Raw genomic sequence first — 15,117 nt, forward strand, 5'->3', positions numbered from 1 at the left:
CGAGAGAAAAGGTGGTCGCGACAGGGAGCGGCGATCGAGTTCGATGTGAACTAACGGACCGTTCGTTCACCTTTTGGTCCAGATTTTCCGAGGCTGCGAGCGAGCGCGATACTGCCACGGAGCGATTTACAACGGTGTAGCGCGAATACCTCCTATGGTCAGTCTCCTGCTAGTCGCGCTCATCTCCGCCGCGCTGTGTGCCCACGCCGGGCTCGTGGGAGTGGTCTACTACGACACCGGGACGGTCGCGCTCGAGCGCCGACGCTGGCTGTTGCTCGTCGGGCTGATTCCGATCTTCGGCTTTTTTATGTACCTCTTCGAGCGAAGCGAACTCGACTACGATCCGTCGACGGACCCCTACGCCGGCGGCGGCTACAACGTTCACCCGTCTCGAGCCGACGATTTTCCGTTCTCGAGTTCCGACGGCCAGGAGGGCGCTCGAGAAAATAGTTCAGATGGTGTGAGACGTGCGGAAAATGAGTACCGAACAGCCACCGACGATGAAGAACGCACCCAGTGATCGGAACCTTACTCGTTCTCGAGCGCGTCGTATATGTCTCGATTCTCGTCTCGATCGGCAGCCGCTACCCGCTTTATTAGCTCTTGACGAATATCCTTCATCGCTTCGTCGAGTTGGGTGGCGTTCTCGACATTTTCTTCGGTCGCCATGTCTCGATTATCGGTCTGAAAGCGGTTAATCATTCGGGTCTGATGGATCGTCAGTCAACAGGTTCAAACCGTGCTGGAGGAGTTCGTCTCGCCAGACATCGATTTCGGTCGACAGATCTACTTGTTCAGTATGAGATCGGAGGTATTCGATTGTCTGTTCCTCATCGACTGCCGCTTGGTCCTTCCCGAACCGTTTTAGAATCGTTCTGATTTCGTCGTCATATTCGAACCGATATCCGTTAAGGAGATAGAATACGACCGTTGTGTTAAGCGCAGTGCGTTTGTTCCCGTCGACGAACGGATGATTGGCAACGAAGAGTCTGAGAAGGTGAAACGATTTCTCGTGAATTGTCTCTGGTGCCGTTCCGAAACTCCCGTCGGCGATGTAGCTCAACGCAAACGCGATGTCCCCTCGGTTTCGAATCCCCGAATGAGTATTCGAATACTCAGAGACGATGTCGTCGTGGATCATGAGGACATCTTCAACTGACGGATACCAGAACGAGTCAGCCATTCGTATCAGAGTGTGGGATCGAACCGGCCTAATTCTTGCTGTCGGTCACTAGCGTTCCATTTCACCGGAGCGACTACCGCTGACAGATCGCCACTACGGGGGAGCTATTATCGCCCTCGAGCACCGACGCACATCCATGCCCACAGACGAGACTCGCCGAACGACGGACGAGCATGGACACGACGTCATCGACCCGCTGTACGTCGCGATTGTGACGGTATCGTCCTCTCGAGCGGCCGCGGCCGACGGCGACGATCCGGCGGCGATCGAGGACCCTGGAGGCGATACGGTCGCCGAGTGCTTCGAGGCCGAGGGTCACGAGGTGCGCGAGCGCGTTCTGGTGCGGGACGATTACGCTGCGATCCGGACCGCGGTGCGACGACTGGTCGCGAAGCGGGACGTCGACGTGGTGGTGACGACCGGCGGAACGGGGGTCACCGCGGACGATGTCTCCCCTGAGGCGACCGCCTCGCTGTTCGAACGCGAGTTGCCAGGCTTCGGCGAACTGTTCCGGTCGCTCTCCTGGGACGAGGTCGGGACGCGGGCGATGGCCTCTCGAGCCACGGCGGGAATCGCGGTTGACACGCCGGTTTTCACCCTTCCCGGGAGCACGAACGCCTGCCGAACCGCCTGCGAGGAACTCATCGTTCCCGAGACGCCGCACCTCGCAGGACTCGCGACGAGCCACCGAACTGATGCGGCGGATCAGTCGCTCGAGGCGTTCCGGTCAGAGGACTGAGCCGCCGCTCCTAGCCAGTGAAGCCGGCCGGTCTCGGACCGCCTATTGGTCGGTTACGCCCCGGAAGACGCGATAGGATCCCTGACCGGTCGCGACCGCTTTCGTCTCGCCGTCTTCGGTCGTGCTCTCGACGGTGATCTCGCTCACGCCGACGCTCGAGCCGACCCGGACCACGTTCGCGGTCGCGCACAGGTCGCCGGTCGCCGGCCGGAGGTAGTTGACGTTGAGGTTGATCGTCGCGATGCTCGCGTCGAACGGCTCCTCGAGTTCCGTTCGGAGGGCGAGCCCGCCGGCGGTGTCGATGAGCGTCGCGGCGACGCCGCCGTGCATGTCGGGGCGTCGATCCGACCCCGAGTCGGGACGGACGTTCGTGAGCTTCTCGTCGTAGGGGATCGAGAGCGTCATCGTTCCCGCGCCGATGTCGTCGACCGACGTGCCCAGCCAGGAGAGAAACTCCTGTGATTCGTCGATGTGCGCCTGCAAGAACCCCTCGAGGTCGGCGTCCTCGGCAGCCGCGGGGATGCCGATCGAATCCGGTGTCTCGTCGCTCATAGCAACCCGTGGGTGAGCCCCGGTCTTGATCCCTGCGCTTTCGTGATTCCCGCGGGCCGCACTCGCTGATCGGCGGGAATTGGACGGAGCGCTCGAGCGGCGCTCCGGCGAAGCCATCGGCTGCCCCATCTTTTGTCCTCGGCCGTCGTAGTCACTGTCGATGTCTCGAGGCGTCGGCGCGCTGGAAGCGGTCCAGAAGCTCCTCCCCCCGTGGGCGGCGCTCCCCGCTGCCGCGCTCACGCAACTGGGCGACATGTGGTTTTTGGCGCTCCTCTTCGTCGCTCTTTACTGGTTCGACGCGCCGAGACGGGAGGCCATCGCGACCGTCGCGGGCGCGTGGCTGGCCGGGGCCGGCGCGTTCCGGGGACTGAAGGCGTTCTTCGGCTTGCCGCGCCCGAACGAACCGCTCGCCGATCCGAGCGCGTATCCCCCGATCGTTCGACCGGTCTACGAGGCGACGGCGCTGGCCGGCGGATACGGGTTTCCGAGCGGCCACGCCGTCAACGTCACGATCGTCTACGTCGGACTCGCGGCGGTCCTCGCGGTCGGCACGCGCCGCCAGCGCGCGGCCGGTGCCGCGGCGATCGTCGGTATCGTATGTCTCACGCGGATCGTACTCGGCGTGCACTATCTCGTCGACGTCGTCGCCGGCGTCGCAGTCGGGCTCTGTATCCTCCTCGCCGTGCGAGCGCTCGCCGTCAGACGACCGGACGCCCCCGCGACGAGCGCGTTCGGGCTGGCCGTCGTCTGTGGCGTCTTCTTCGTCGTGATGAGCGGTGCCGTGACCGATTCCGTTCTCGTCCTGCTCGCCTCGATCGGCGCGCTGATCGGGTTACAGACCTTCGATCTGGGCCGTGACGATCCGGGCCGTTAGTTTCGACTCTCGACGCGAACGCTGACTCGCTGGCCGACCGCGAACGATCGATCCGGACAGACGAGTTTGGCGCCGAAGTCGGCGTCTCGAGCGAAAAACAGGGAGAGGCCGGTGATCGCCTCGCCGTCGACGGTGACGACGAGTTCGTCCCACGCGATCGTCCGCCCGCTCGAAGTTCCCAGGCGATCCCCGTTCAGTGAGACGCCCCTCTCTATTCCGTGGGTCCGCCGACCGATATCGTGGACGTCGCCGGCGTCGCTGGTGTCATTGGCATCGTCGGTGTCGCTGGCGTCGCCGGTGTCGTTGGCGTCGCCGTCGTTGCCGTCGTCGCCGGCGGTAGTCGACCCGTTCGGCTGGATAGCTCCGGATTCGGCGCTCGAGAACTCGAGCGTCCCGCCTCCCGGTTCGAGAATCCCGCCGCCGTCGTAGTGGGGGAGTCCGCCGTCGAGGACGCCGCCGCCGTCGGCGCGAATCCCCGCGAAGGACGCCCCTGGATTCGGGTGTGTCGGGCTATCGAGGATCGCGTACGTGTCGCCGACGTCGACGACCGTTCCCGTGCCGTCCCACTCGAGCGGCGTGATGTCGACGCCCGCGCTGATCTCGAGCGGGAGCGATCCCGACGCGCGGACCGGGTTCTGATCGGATCGGCGAAACCCGACGTGGAGGTGGTTGTCGACCCACGGCGCGAAGAACCCTGATCGAACGAGCGTGCCGAGCGACTCGCCGGCCCGGACGCGGTCGCCGACTTCGACCTCGGGTTCGACGTGGAGGATTCTGGCGAGGAGTTCGTCGGATTTACCGACGCTGGCGGGGTCGTCGGCTCCACTGGTTCGGCTCCCGGTATCGATTCCACTCGAGTCGGCGCTCTCATTCGCGCCCTCGATCCCGGTCTCGTCGCCTATCTCGAGGACGACGAGATGGTCGTGTTCGGGCGCGTAGGGCTTCGACGGCGCGCTGACCGCCCTCGTCTCGAGGACCGTCCCCGAGATTGGACTCGGCGCGTCGGTCGTCCGCCCGCCGGCGAGCGTTTCGGGATAGAGGTCGATCGCGCGGCCGCCGTCGTGGGCCGGATACGGCGAGTTGTACAGCGAGAACCGCTCGTACCGGGCGAGAATCGACTCGGTGAGTGTGACGGCCATCTGTCGTTCGCAGGTCGGTGCCACGAAGGTTTAGGCGCGTCGGCGCGTAGCCGGCCTCGAGACGACGAATGTCCGTTCGTATCCTTCGGGGACGCTCCGAGACCGTCGACGCCGATCGCGCGGCGAGCCAGCGACTTCTCGAAACCGCCGCGACCGGAACGCCCGCAGTCCGAGTCTGGCGGCCCCACAGGCAGGTCGCCTTCGGTCGCCGGGACGCCGGACTCGAGGGGTACGACGACGCTCGAGCGATCGCGCGCGAGTTCGGGTTCCCGCCGGTCGAGCGCAGCGTCGGCGGTCGGGCCGTCGCCTACGACGGGGAGACGACCCTGGCGTTCGCCCGCGCCGAGCCCGTCGCGGACTTTCGCCAGGGGACCGACGAGCGCTACGAACGCCTGACCGCCGATATCGAGCGGGCGTTCGAGCGCCTCGGCGTGAGTGCCGTCCGCGGCGAGCCCGCGGACTCGTTCTGTCCGGGTACTCATTCGATTTCGGTCCCAGCGCCGAGCGATCGAACCGGCTCGAGCGAGACTCCCGACTGCCGGAAGATCGCGGGCCTCGCCCAGCGGGTAACGCAGGACGCGGCGCTCGCGTCCGGAATCGTCGTCGTCGCGAATCGCGACGAACTGGCGAGCGTTCTCGAGGGAGTCTACGGGGCACTCGAGGTCCCGTTCGATCCCGACTCCATCGGTACTCTCGAGACCGAACACGTCGAGATCGAGCGCGTTCGGACCGTTCTCGAGGAAGAGCTGATCGGCGATCGCTCGGTATCGGCCGTCGACGCTGTCTGAGACCGCTGTACCGGTCAGCGGTGTATCGGTAGTTCGAAATCCGAGGGATGCCCCACGCTTTATGCTGGCGACGCACAAGAATGTGGTATGGCCACGGAGCCGAGCGAGGATTCGGTCGGTGACGCGCGCGCTGAGAGCGACGACCCGGCCGTCGACGCCCACGCCGAGCGCGACGATCCGGCCGCCGACGCGCGCGCTAATTACGACTACGCGAGCGCCGACGTCGACCGGCCGGGGTTGGTTCGGGACCTCGAGAACCTCGTCGACTGTTCGGTTCGGTTCGACTCGTACTCGCGACAGCTGTACGCCACCGACGCCAGCCCCTACGAGGTGACGCCGATCGGCGTCGTCTTCCCCGAGTCGACGGCGGACGTCGCACGCGTCGTCGAGTACTGCGCGAGACGAGAGATTCCGGTCCTCCCCCGCGGCGGCGGGACGAGCCTCGCTGGACAGACCGTCAACCGCGCGGTCGTCCTCGACTTCACCCGGCACATGAACGAAATCGTCGAGACGGATCCCGACGGGCGGACCGCAACGGTCCAGCCGGGAACCGTTCTGGGGATGCTCAACGAGACGCTCGAGCCCCACGATCTGAAGTTCGCGCCGGATCCCGCCTGGGGCGACAAGAGCGCGATCGGCGGCGCGATCGGGAACAACTCGACGGGCGCACACTCCCTGCAGTACGGCAAGACCGACGCCTACGTCGAGTCCTGCGAGGTCGTCCTCGCGGACGGCACCGTCACCCGGTTCGGCGAAGTCACCCTCGAGGAGATCGACGAACGAGCCGATCCCGACGGCTCGCTCGAGGCGCGGATCTACGCCGAAATCGGGCGAATACTCGAGGAGGATGCAGACGCGATTTCGGAAGCGTACCCCGACCTCAAGCGGAACGTCTCGGGGTACAACCTCGATCGGCTGGTCGCGGAAGCCAGAGGAGACCCCCTTCCCGGGGGAGAAGACACCGGAAAAGCGGGAACCGTCAACCTCGCGCGGGTGCTCGCCGGCAGCGAGGGAACGCTCGCGATCGTGACCGAGGCGACCGTCTCGCTCGAGCCGGTCCCCGAAACGAAGTCCGTCGCCCTGCTGTGTTACGCGGAGCTTCACGACGCGATGGCAGACGTCGCGCCGATTCTCGAGCACGACCCCGCCGCCGTCGAGGTGCTCGACGACGTGCTGATCGACCTCGCTCGCGACACCGCGGAGTTCGCTCCCGTGACCGAGATGCTCCCCGAGGGAACGAACGCGACGCTGCTCGTCGAGTTCTACGCCGAGGACGATGCCGAGGGTCGCGATCGGGTCGCCGAACTGCTCGCCGACCGCTGTCCGTCCGTCACGCCCGCCGGGACGCCCGACGGCGGCGTTTCGGAGGCGGACTCGAGTACCGACGACTCGAGCGGTGCGAATTCGAATAGTACAGCTTCGCGCGACGCGCAACCGGTCGCGATCGACGCGCTCGAGGCCTACGAGGACGACGAACGAGCGAAGCTCTGGAAGCTACGCAAGTCGGGCCTTCCGATCTTGCTCTCGCGGACGACCGACGAGAAACACATCTCGTTCATCGAAGATACGGCGATACCGCCCGCGCGGTTGCCCGAGTTCGTCGACCGGTTCGAGTCGATCCTCGAGTCTCACGACACCTACGCGACCTTTTATGCCCACGCCGGGCCGGGCGTACTCCACGTGCGGCCGCTGATCAACACGAAGACAGATACCGGAATCGACCAGTTACATGGTATCGCCGACGACGTGACGGACCTCGTGGTCGATCTCGGCGGCTCCGTCTCCGGCGAGCACGGGGACGGCCGCGCCCGAACCCAGTGGAATCGCAAACTCTACGGCGAGAACCTCTGGGAGACGTTCCAGGATCTCAAGACCGCCTTCGATCCCGACTGGCTCCTGAACCCAGGTCAGGTCGTCTTCCGCGATGAAAACCCGACGGACCTCCGTGAGAACCTTCGGTTCGACCCCGACTACGAGTACGACGCCGGGTTCGAGCCGACCCTCGAGTGGGACAACGACAACGGCATGCAGGGGATGGTCGAACTCTGTCACGGCTGTGGGGGCTGTCGCGGCGAGCAGTCGACGACCGGCGGGGTGATGTGTCCGACCTACCGCGCCTCACACGAGGAGATCACGAGCACCCGCGGGCGGGCCAACTCGTTGCGGCAGGCGATGAGCGGGGACCTGCCGCGGGGCGAGCAATTCTCCGACGAGTTCACGGAGGAAGTCATGGACCTCTGTATCGGCTGCAAGGGCTGTGCCATCGACTGCCCGAGCGAGGTCGACATGGCGAAGTTGAAAGCCGAAGTTACCCACGAGTACCACCAGCGAAACGGCGCGTCGCTTCGCGACCGGCTGTTCGCCAACGTCGCGAATCTCTCGCGATGGGGTAGTCGCTTCGCACCGCTGTCGAACGTCGCCCACAAGGTTCCGGGCTCGCGCTGGCTGCTCGAGAAGACGGTCGGCATCGCCGCGGATCGGCCGCTTCCGACGTTCCACAGCGACACGTTCTCGGACTGGTTCGAACGCCGGGGCGGCGCGACCGTCGAGGAGGCCGACGCCGAGCGCGAGGTCGTGGTTTATCCCGACACCTACACCAACTACAACCATCCCGAGGCCGGCAAGGCGGCGGTTCGAGTGCTCGAGGCGGCGGATATCCACGTCACGGTCCCCAACGGCGTCGGCGACACGGGCCGGCCGGCGTTCTCGAAGGGATTCCTCAAGAAGGCCCGGGAAACTGCGCGGGAGAACGTCGACGCGCTCGAGCCCCATCTCGAGGACGGGCGGGATATCGTTCTCATCGAGCCCTCCGACGCGGTCATGTTGCAGTCTGACTACCTGGACCTGCTCGGCGAGGACGCTCGAGCGCTCGCCGACCGAACCTACGGCGTCTGCGAGTACGTCGATACGTTCCGACTCGACGAGTCGATCTCGTTCCTGTCGCCGTCCGATCTGGATCCGGGTGGCGACGATTCCGCGGCGGAGGAGGCCACCGCGGACGGCGGCGCGCTCGAGCACCTGACCTACCACGGCCACTGTCATCAGAAGGCGACGGCCAAAGACCACCACGCGGTCGGCGTCCTCCGGCGGGCGGGCTACGCCGTCGACCCGCTCGATTCCGGCTGCTGCGGGATGGCCGGCAGTTTCGGCTACGAGGCCGAACACGCCTCCATGAGCGAGGCAATCGCCGACGTGCTCTACGACCAGGTCGACTCGAGCGAGGGCGACCGGGTCGTCGCGCCGGGTGCCTCCTGTCGGAGCCAGCTCGAGGCCCGTCCCGGCGCCGAGGAGGAACCGCCGACACCGATCGAGATGCTGGCGAACGCGCTCGAGTGACTATGCCGACCGTACGGGCTGATTCGCTGGTTGACTGAACAGATCGGTCGCGGTTCGCAAACTATCGTTCTGCTCTCATCAGCGGGACACGATCCTCACGAACACTGCTGTATTCATATAAAGTATATATGTATTGGTGTTGTGAGACTACACATGAGTAGTGAGAGTTCGGTCGAACCCGGAACTGATCACGGGTCGTCAGTAGAGTTGGCACTCCCAATTCGAGACGGAAATCTATTCAAACACACTGCAAGCAGCTATATCCTCAATTTCCTCTCGGACAACCCCGATATCCATCTCTCGGTCCGACAGTTGGCCACAGTCACACCGAGGACCGAACGGGCCGTTCTCGAGGCCGTCAACACTCTCGAGGCGAATAACTTGATTCGTACATTTAGCGAGGGAAATTCACGGAGAGTGCAAATTAACAGAGATCGGCTCAACAGAGCAGACGATCCGATACTCAGCATTCCGCAACCGGAATTCCAGACACCTGCGCGAATTGCACTGCAATATCTAAAACAGGAACTCGAAGATATCAGGGGGGTCGTACTCTTTGGAAGCACCGCTCGCGGAGAAGGCGATCGGACGTCCGATCTCGACCTATGGGTGCTCGTCGGTGGAGATCACATGAACCAACGACACCGGGCAAACAAACTCGGCAAACATCTTGGAGAACTTCGTATTCCCTCCTCTATCGGCGTATCGAATGCAGAGAATGCAGACGTTGCGGCGAACTGGGAAGCCATCAAAGAACGCCTCGAAAGCGACGACGTGCCGCCATCAGCAGAGCGGTATTCCTTCGAAATCATCGTCGAAACACCGCAATCGATACTCAATCAGTCCGAACGGGTTGACGTCGAAAAATTATTCGGCGAAGGGATAACGCTCGAAACGTCGGAAACACTCGAGCAAGTCAAACTGGAGGTTCTCTCCGATGAGTGACCCAAATAAACTTCTCGACCAAATAACAGCCGCCGAAGATGCGTTCGGGCACGCTCACGGCCAACCAATATTCGAGCCAGAGCTGAACGCTTCTCCTACCGCAGACGATGGTGAGGTCCAGATTCAGAAGGCATGCCGCCTTTTGAAACTAACTCGAGAACTCGACGGTATTGGAGACTATTACGGGGCGATTCTCGAGCATTCGTTTATCGTAATCGAGCACACCTTTCAGGGATATCTCATTGTGATCGCAGGAACAGATCCGAAGGAACTCCGAAATCACGATTCTCCATACGAGTTTGCCAAAGGCCAAATCCCACTCGAAGACTCGACAATTGAATCGCTCAAATCGCTATACGACAACCGGCGAACCGAGCACTACTACGGAACGACAGTCACAACTGAGCAACAAGCAAAACGGATGTGAGATATCGCAACGACCGTCCATTCGCGTATTATCTCATTCGATCACGAAATCAAGCAATATTGTAACTGTTCTAGTGAAAATCGCAAAAAGTAGTCACGGGCACAGTGCTCATTTAAACGGAACTCAAGAGATTGCCATGAAAACATCTATGCAAAGATCGTTGGAATTCACATAAGATGTGATCCAATCGTCGAACGAGTCTTTAATTTATGCTGTGTCGGTCACGTCCGAAGCTCGAGGTGACCAGAGGCCATACAAAATAGACACTAGTCCAAGGGTCTGGCTAGTAGCGGCAATACTCGTAACGAATACCCCGTTGACCGATGAAAGCGTAAATCCGAGTAGCGAGAGGAGCGGGGTCAAGAGGACGAGAACGAACCCGACAGCGATGAACAACATCGGCCGCTGCCCGCTCCGGAGATAGCCGCGCACGGCGAGGTACGCGACGCAGAGTCCGAGCAGTACGGACACGAGAGAGAAAACCAGCCCGACGAGCGCGACTGGATGCAACGAAGCCACGTCTATCATTGGTTCCTCACGTGATTTACGAACTCGATGAACCGATCGGTCATCCGTTCTTGCTGAGAAATCGCTACGTTGATATCTTCCGCAGTAATCTCAACGACTATCTGGGTTGGATCGGCGGTGTAGGTTCGATAGTGGTGACCGTCTGCATCGTATTCCATACGCGCATCCAGAAGGCCATGTTCCGTGAGCGGGTCCGTCCGCCGGTAGACAGATTGCGGTGAGATATCGCACGCCTCGCTCAGTTCGTCCGCTGACATCGGTTCTTTCATCGTTTCTTGGAGGATGTTCCTCGTATGTTCGTCACTTAGAATATTCAAGAGCGAATTTTGCTCCTCATCGGTCATCGTACTTATACGCTCATCCGACGCCGTCTACTTGTATTCATCACCCGTCGCTACACGTGATGCGATAATAAACGGTCGTTCGCGGTTCCACCGTCTGGAACCGTCCCCGTTTCTTCTTTGATACTGCTGACCAACGATCGAACATGATGTCAACAATGAATACAGATAATACCCAGCCGGGCGATACTCGAGACACCACTCTCGCAGCGTTCGTTCATATCGCTGCGCTCTTTTTCGGGTTTTTCATCATTGCGCTCGTATACTTCGCATCAGATGATAGCTTCGCGCGGGAGAACGCGGCAAATGCATTGAACTGGCACATCCCGCTTTCGCTGGTGGCTATACTGGTCGTTTTCATCGGTCTCGTGGTGAACCAGTTCGCGGGTGTGGTCATGGCGGTGGGCATCGGAATCGCAACGGTCTGCGTTGCCCTGATAGCAAGCGTGAAAGCTCGTCAGGGCAAAGCGTGGAAGTACCCGATAGTCCCGAACCTCGCCTAACGGTTCCCCACCAGTTCCTCGTACTGCGCGCCGGTTTGCTTCAGCGTCTCAGTCGAGTACAGCCGCTCGTGATCCACGGGCAAATACTCGCTCGCGAGTTCGTCGATCTTCGCGTCGACGGCCGCCGGATCGCGCCCGTGGATCATCGTGAACAGGTTGTAGGGCCACTCGAGCGCCGCTCGCCGCGGCCGGTGATAACAGAGCGTGACGTACGACTGGTCGCCGACGCGAACGCCGCGCTCGTCGAGTTCGTCGTCGGGCACGTCCCAGACGACCATGCAGTTGGCGTCGAATCCCGTCACGACGTGGTTGACCACGCAGCCGATGCGCTTGATACAGCCCGTCTCGAGGAGGCGCTCGATCCCGTGGAGGACCGACTCGACGTCCGCCTCGAGCTCCGCGGCGACGTCTCGGTAGGGCGTCCGCGAAAGCGGGAACCCGTTCTGGATCGCGAGCAGGAGGTCGGCCTCGAACGCCGAGAGGTCGCCGACGGCTTCCTCGCTGATCCGAGTTGCCGACGCGTCGGTCCCGCCCTCGAGCGATTCGCGCGCGAACCGATCCGCGTTGACCACGGGGAACTCGAGGTCGATGTAGTAGTCGGTCAGCATCGGGAGGTTCAGGACCGTACAGCCGGTTCGAGCCTCGATGTCCGCCAGAATCTCGTCGCGGGCCGCTCGAGAGCCGGCGGTGACGACGAACCACATGTTCCACTCGTGGTCGCGGGCGTAGTTGTGGTTGACCTGCCGGTAGCCGTTGATCACCTCGGCGATCTCGTCGAATCGCCCCTCCGGTGCTCGAACGGCCGCCAGCGTCGACGAGCCGATCACCGGCGGGTTGAGCACGGGACCGAACCGGCGGAAGATGCCGTCCTCGTGGAGGCTCCGAACCCGCTCGAGGGCGTCTGACTCACCGATTCCGAGGTCCTCTCCGAGGCTTCGAAACGGCCGTTCGGCCACCGGAAAACCGCTCTGATAGCTGTCGATGATCGCGGCGTCCACGTCGTCGACCGCCTCGCGCCAGTCCCTCGAGAGGGTACTCATTGATTCGCCTAGGGACGAGCGTAAGGTAGTGGTTTCGGATCGTTTCCGGGCCGCGTGGCGGGAGTAGAACCCGGTCGAGACGATTCGCTATCGAAACGGCTCCCTCGGTTCGGAACCATCGTAATCGCCCTCCACCGGAGGGGTTCCGGCCCGCGCCCTACTAGTGTAGCCATCTCGGTTAGGGTATTCTCGCCGAGAGGTATTGTTGATGTCACAGACACAGCAGGGGTCGACCGACGAACGCGGTTCGGACAGCCAGTGGAGTCTCTACGTCAAAGACGGCGTTCTCGTCGCGGAGTTTCCTGAGGGGATGCCCGCCGAGCGCTCGGAGTACGAGAAGGTAAATCGACGATTCGAAGAACTGGCCGCACAACCACACGTCCACGCACACCTCTCGTGGCTGAAAATGGATTCGGCGTTGAACGCGGACGTCTTCGAGAAGGCACAGGAGGCGGCGACGATGGGTCGCGAGTACGATATCACCAAGTGGGTGATGGTTTCGGAGGGGATCAAGAGCATGGCCCTGCGGAGCAAGATAAACGACATTCCCGATGTCGAGACGACCACGGCGAACACGTACGAAGAAGGGATGGAGTGGGCTCGGCGTTGACTCCTGTACTCGACCACACGCACTGTACTCGGACCTGCGACGCTATTCGAGACAACCCTCCCTCGAGCGGTCGTGTCAGTCGGTCGCCGGAAGCGGGAGGCTTTTGCGCCGTCCGTCCGAACCACGGACATGGCTCAGACAACTCGAGAGTTCGGCGAGTGGCCGTTGAAGCGGCTGATGACCGAGGTGGTCGGTACCGGCACGAAATCCGCGGAGGACATGTCTCGCGAGCAGGCCCGCGAGGCGTTCGAACGCATTCTGGCCGGCGAACCGGATCCGACGACCCTCGGCGCGTTCTGGCTCGCAAACCGGTGGAAGCACAACAACGCCGAGGAGCTATCGGCCTTTACCGACGTGATGCTAGAGGAGGGCGTCGTGAGCGCGGAACCCGACTGCAACCCCGTCGACTGCGGCGCGAACTACGACGGCAAGCACACGTCGGCGATCCTCGGCGTCGGTGCCGGCGTCGTCGCGGCCGCCGCGGGAACGCCGGTCGTCGTCCACTCCGGCGACCGCGTCCCGACCCAGAAGGAGACGGCGTACAAACACGTCCTCGACGAACTCGGCGTCCGAACCGAACTCGAACCCGAAGAGAGCGCCGAGATGGTCGACGAGACCGGCTTCGGCTTCTACTACCAGCCCGAATTCAACCCGCCGATCGACTCGCTATACGACCGCCGGGACCAGATGGGCGTTCGAACGTTCGTCAACACGATTGAGACCGTCGCCAACCCGGCTAACGCGGACGTCCATCTCGGTTCGTTCTACCACCTCGCGTTCGCGAAGAAGATGACCGACCTGATCAAAGGCAGCGAGCACCTCGAGTACTCGCGCGTGATCATGTTCCAGGGGATGGAAGGCTACGACGACATCCGCCCCGGCTACACGAAGGTCGCGGAGTGGGACGAGGGCGCGGGCACGTTCGAGGACTTCGAGATCGAGACCGCCGAGTACGGCATGGAGATGGAAAGCGACGACCTCGCGGTCGAGGACGTGCAGGCCGACTCCGCGCGGATCACCGAGGAGGTTCTCGCCGGCGAGCGCGACGATCACTTCGCCGACGCCATCGCCTTGAACGGCGCGTTCCGGATCTACGCCCGCGGCGACGTCGACTCGCTCGAGGCCGGTCTCGAGGCCGCTCGAGGGGCGATCGCTGACGGGAGCGCACAGGCGGTGCTCGAGGACCTCCAGTCGTTCTGACCCGTTCCGGTTCTCGGGCGACCTCTTACCATCGTTTACGGGCTGGGGATATAGTCGAACATAGCTGAAACGCGGGCAGAAAATCATGAACGAATTTATATCGAACCCGATCGATGGAGAACTATGCGACTCGAAGACAAGACGGTAGTCGTCACCGGTGCGGCAGCGGGAATCGGGCGCGCGACCGCCGAGCGTTGTGCCGAGGAGGGCGCGCGGGTCGTCGTCACCGACATCGACTCGAGCGGCGGCGAGGAAGTCGTCGCGTCGATCGAGGACGCCGGCGGCGAAGCCGAGTTTTCCGAACTCGACGTCACCGACAGCGACCAGTTTCACGCGGTGGTGGACGCGGTCGCCAAAGCGGACGGCCTCGACGTGCTCGTCAACAACGCCGGCACGGGTCATCCCTCGTCGCGAATGGAAGAGACCGACGAGTCACTTCGGGACTTCGTGCTGGACGTCAACGTCAACGGCGTTTGGAACGGCTGCCACGCCGCGTTGCCCCACCTCAAGGAACAGGGTCACGGAGCCATCGTCAACGTGGGCTCGCTCGCGAGCATCCTCGGCCTCCCGAAACAGGCAGCCTACTCGCTGAGCAAGGGCGCGGTGTTGAACTTCACTCGAGCGATCGCCGCCGAGGCGGGTCCCCATGGCGTTCGGGCGAACACGGTCTGTCCTGGCTTTACGAACACGCAACTGGTCGAGCAGTACCTCGAGGGTCAGGGCGATCCGGAGAAAGCTCGCGAGGAGATGGAGGCCCAGTATCCGCTCAAGCGGCTGGCAGAACCCGAGGAGGTGGCGGACGCGATCCTCTTTCTCGCGAGCGACGAAGCGTCGTTCGTCAGCGGTCACGGGCTGGTCGTCGACGGGGGGTTTTCGACCTGCTGAACGGCACGCCCCTCTGCTTTCGTTTTT

Annotated in this window: 18 protein-coding genes; 11 read left to right on the plus strand and 7 right to left on the minus strand. The window is 62.7% G+C overall.

All coding sequences use genetic code 11. The features are described 5' to 3' along the window. The first annotated feature begins 154 nt into the window (after positions 1–154). On the plus strand, positions 155–520 hold the full coding sequence (locus BM348_RS08970) for a PLD nuclease N-terminal domain-containing protein (protein WP_245779425.1): 366 nt from the start codon (positions 155–157) through the stop codon (positions 518–520). Between the two features lie 8 nt (positions 521–528). On the opposite strand, the gene BM348_RS21260 is transcribed toward BM348_RS08970, so the two are convergent. Together BM348_RS21260 and BM348_RS08975 are read right to left on the minus strand one after the other, a co-directional pair. Beyond that, positions 529–669 carry a hypothetical protein gene (locus BM348_RS21260; RefSeq protein ID WP_175507141.1) on the minus strand — a complete coding sequence of 47 codons (141 nt, stop codon included), beginning with the start codon at positions 667–669 and terminating at the stop codon, positions 529–531. Between the two features lie 25 nt (positions 670–694). After that, positions 695–1,183 (minus strand): type II toxin-antitoxin system death-on-curing family toxin, encoded by a 489-nt coding sequence (locus BM348_RS08975; protein WP_092904147.1) that lies wholly within the window; start codon positions 1,181–1,183, stop codon positions 695–697. Positions 1,184–1,319: 136 nt separating this feature from the next. Between BM348_RS08975 and BM348_RS08980 the strand changes: the two genes are divergently transcribed. Continuing rightward, on the plus strand, positions 1,320–1,922 hold the full coding sequence (locus tag BM348_RS08980) for a MogA/MoaB family molybdenum cofactor biosynthesis protein (RefSeq protein WP_092904149.1): 603 nt from the start codon (positions 1,320–1,322) through the stop codon (positions 1,920–1,922). 42 nt (positions 1,923–1,964) lie between these two features. Here BM348_RS08980 and BM348_RS08985 read toward each other — a convergent pair whose 3' ends face one another. Further along, entirely contained in the window at positions 1,965–2,474 is a 510-nt protein-coding gene (locus BM348_RS08985) for a PaaI family thioesterase (RefSeq protein WP_092904151.1), read from the minus strand. 160 nt (positions 2,475–2,634) lie between these two features. Here BM348_RS08985 and BM348_RS08990 point away from each other — a divergent pair, with 160 nt between their 5' ends. Beyond that, positions 2,635–3,348 (plus strand): phosphatase PAP2 family protein, encoded by a 714-nt coding sequence (locus tag BM348_RS08990; RefSeq protein ID WP_092904153.1) that lies wholly within the window; start codon positions 2,635–2,637, stop codon positions 3,346–3,348. Here BM348_RS08990 and BM348_RS21830 read toward each other — a convergent pair. Beyond that, the gene (locus BM348_RS21830; RefSeq protein ID WP_245779426.1) at positions 3,345–4,487 is read right to left on the minus strand and encodes a hypothetical protein; all 1,143 of its coding nucleotides are present in this window, start codon (positions 4,485–4,487) and stop codon (positions 3,345–3,347) included. The genes BM348_RS08990 and BM348_RS21830 overlap by 4 nt on opposite strands. A 68-nt stretch (positions 4,488–4,555) precedes the next feature. Here BM348_RS21830 and BM348_RS09005 point away from each other — a divergent pair, with 68 nt between their 5' ends. From BM348_RS09005 to BM348_RS09020, 4 genes are all read left to right on the plus strand, one after another. Beyond that, positions 4,556–5,275 carry a lipoyl protein ligase domain-containing protein gene (locus tag BM348_RS09005; protein ID WP_092904155.1) on the plus strand — a complete coding sequence of 240 codons (720 nt, stop codon included), beginning with the start codon at positions 4,556–4,558 and terminating at the stop codon, positions 5,273–5,275. Positions 5,276–5,362: 87 nt separating this feature from the next. After that, positions 5,363–8,611: an FAD-binding and (Fe-S)-binding domain-containing protein gene (locus tag BM348_RS09010; RefSeq protein WP_092904157.1), complete on the plus strand. Its 3,249-nt coding sequence runs from the start codon at positions 5,363–5,365 to the stop codon at positions 8,609–8,611. A 153-nt stretch (positions 8,612–8,764) separates the two neighbouring features. Next, positions 8,765–9,556 (plus strand): nucleotidyltransferase domain-containing protein, encoded by a 792-nt coding sequence (locus BM348_RS09015; protein ID WP_092904159.1) that lies wholly within the window; start codon positions 8,765–8,767, stop codon positions 9,554–9,556. Continuing rightward, complete coding sequence (locus BM348_RS09020) at positions 9,549–9,983, plus strand: hypothetical protein (protein WP_092904161.1); 435 nt, start codon at positions 9,549–9,551, stop codon at positions 9,981–9,983. Before BM348_RS09015 ends, BM348_RS09020 begins: the two co-directional genes overlap by 8 nt. Before the next feature lie 207 nt (positions 9,984–10,190). On the opposite strand, the gene BM348_RS09025 is transcribed toward BM348_RS09020, so the two are convergent. Together BM348_RS09025 and BM348_RS09030 are read right to left on the minus strand one after the other, a co-directional pair. Then, positions 10,191–10,511 (minus strand): DUF7521 family protein, encoded by a 321-nt coding sequence (locus tag BM348_RS09025; protein WP_092904163.1) that lies wholly within the window; start codon positions 10,509–10,511, stop codon positions 10,191–10,193. Next, entirely contained in the window at positions 10,508–10,855 is a 348-nt protein-coding gene (locus BM348_RS09030; RefSeq protein WP_092904165.1) for an ArsR/SmtB family transcription factor, read from the minus strand. The genes BM348_RS09025 and BM348_RS09030 overlap by 4 nt, the downstream gene beginning before the upstream one ends. 155 nt (positions 10,856–11,010) lie before the next feature. On the opposite strand from BM348_RS09030, the gene BM348_RS09035 reads away from it, so the two are divergent. Beyond that, on the plus strand, positions 11,011–11,355 hold the full coding sequence (locus BM348_RS09035; protein ID WP_175507142.1) for a DUF4870 domain-containing protein: 345 nt from the start codon (positions 11,011–11,013) through the stop codon (positions 11,353–11,355). Here BM348_RS09035 and ahbB read toward each other — a convergent pair. Then, positions 11,352–12,395, minus strand: a complete 1,044-nt coding sequence (gene ahbB, locus BM348_RS09040) for a siroheme decarboxylase subunit beta (protein ID WP_092904169.1) — start codon at positions 12,393–12,395, stop codon at positions 11,352–11,354. The two genes, BM348_RS09035 and ahbB, sit on opposite strands and share 4 nt — an antisense overlap. A gap of 208 nt (positions 12,396–12,603) precedes the next feature. On the opposite strand from ahbB, the gene BM348_RS09045 reads away from it, so the two are divergent. The 3 genes from BM348_RS09045 (at position 12,604) to BM348_RS09055 (ending at position 15,090) form a co-directional block, all read left to right on the plus strand. Then, positions 12,604–13,005, plus strand: coding sequence for a hypothetical protein (locus BM348_RS09045; RefSeq protein ID WP_092904171.1), 402 nt, complete (start codon positions 12,604–12,606; stop codon positions 13,003–13,005). 129 nt (positions 13,006–13,134) lie between these two features. Beyond that, positions 13,135–14,205, plus strand: coding sequence for an anthranilate phosphoribosyltransferase (locus BM348_RS09050; protein ID WP_092904173.1), 1,071 nt, complete (start codon positions 13,135–13,137; stop codon positions 14,203–14,205). Positions 14,206–14,328: 123 nt separating this feature from the next. Beyond that, positions 14,329–15,090 (plus strand): SDR family NAD(P)-dependent oxidoreductase, encoded by a 762-nt coding sequence (locus tag BM348_RS09055; RefSeq protein WP_092904175.1) that lies wholly within the window; start codon positions 14,329–14,331, stop codon positions 15,088–15,090. Positions 15,091–15,117: the final 27 nt, after the last annotated feature.

Source organism: Halostagnicola kamekurae, assembly GCF_900116205.1.
GTDB classification, from domain to species: domain Archaea; phylum Halobacteriota; class Halobacteria; order Halobacteriales; family Natrialbaceae; genus Halostagnicola; species Halostagnicola kamekurae.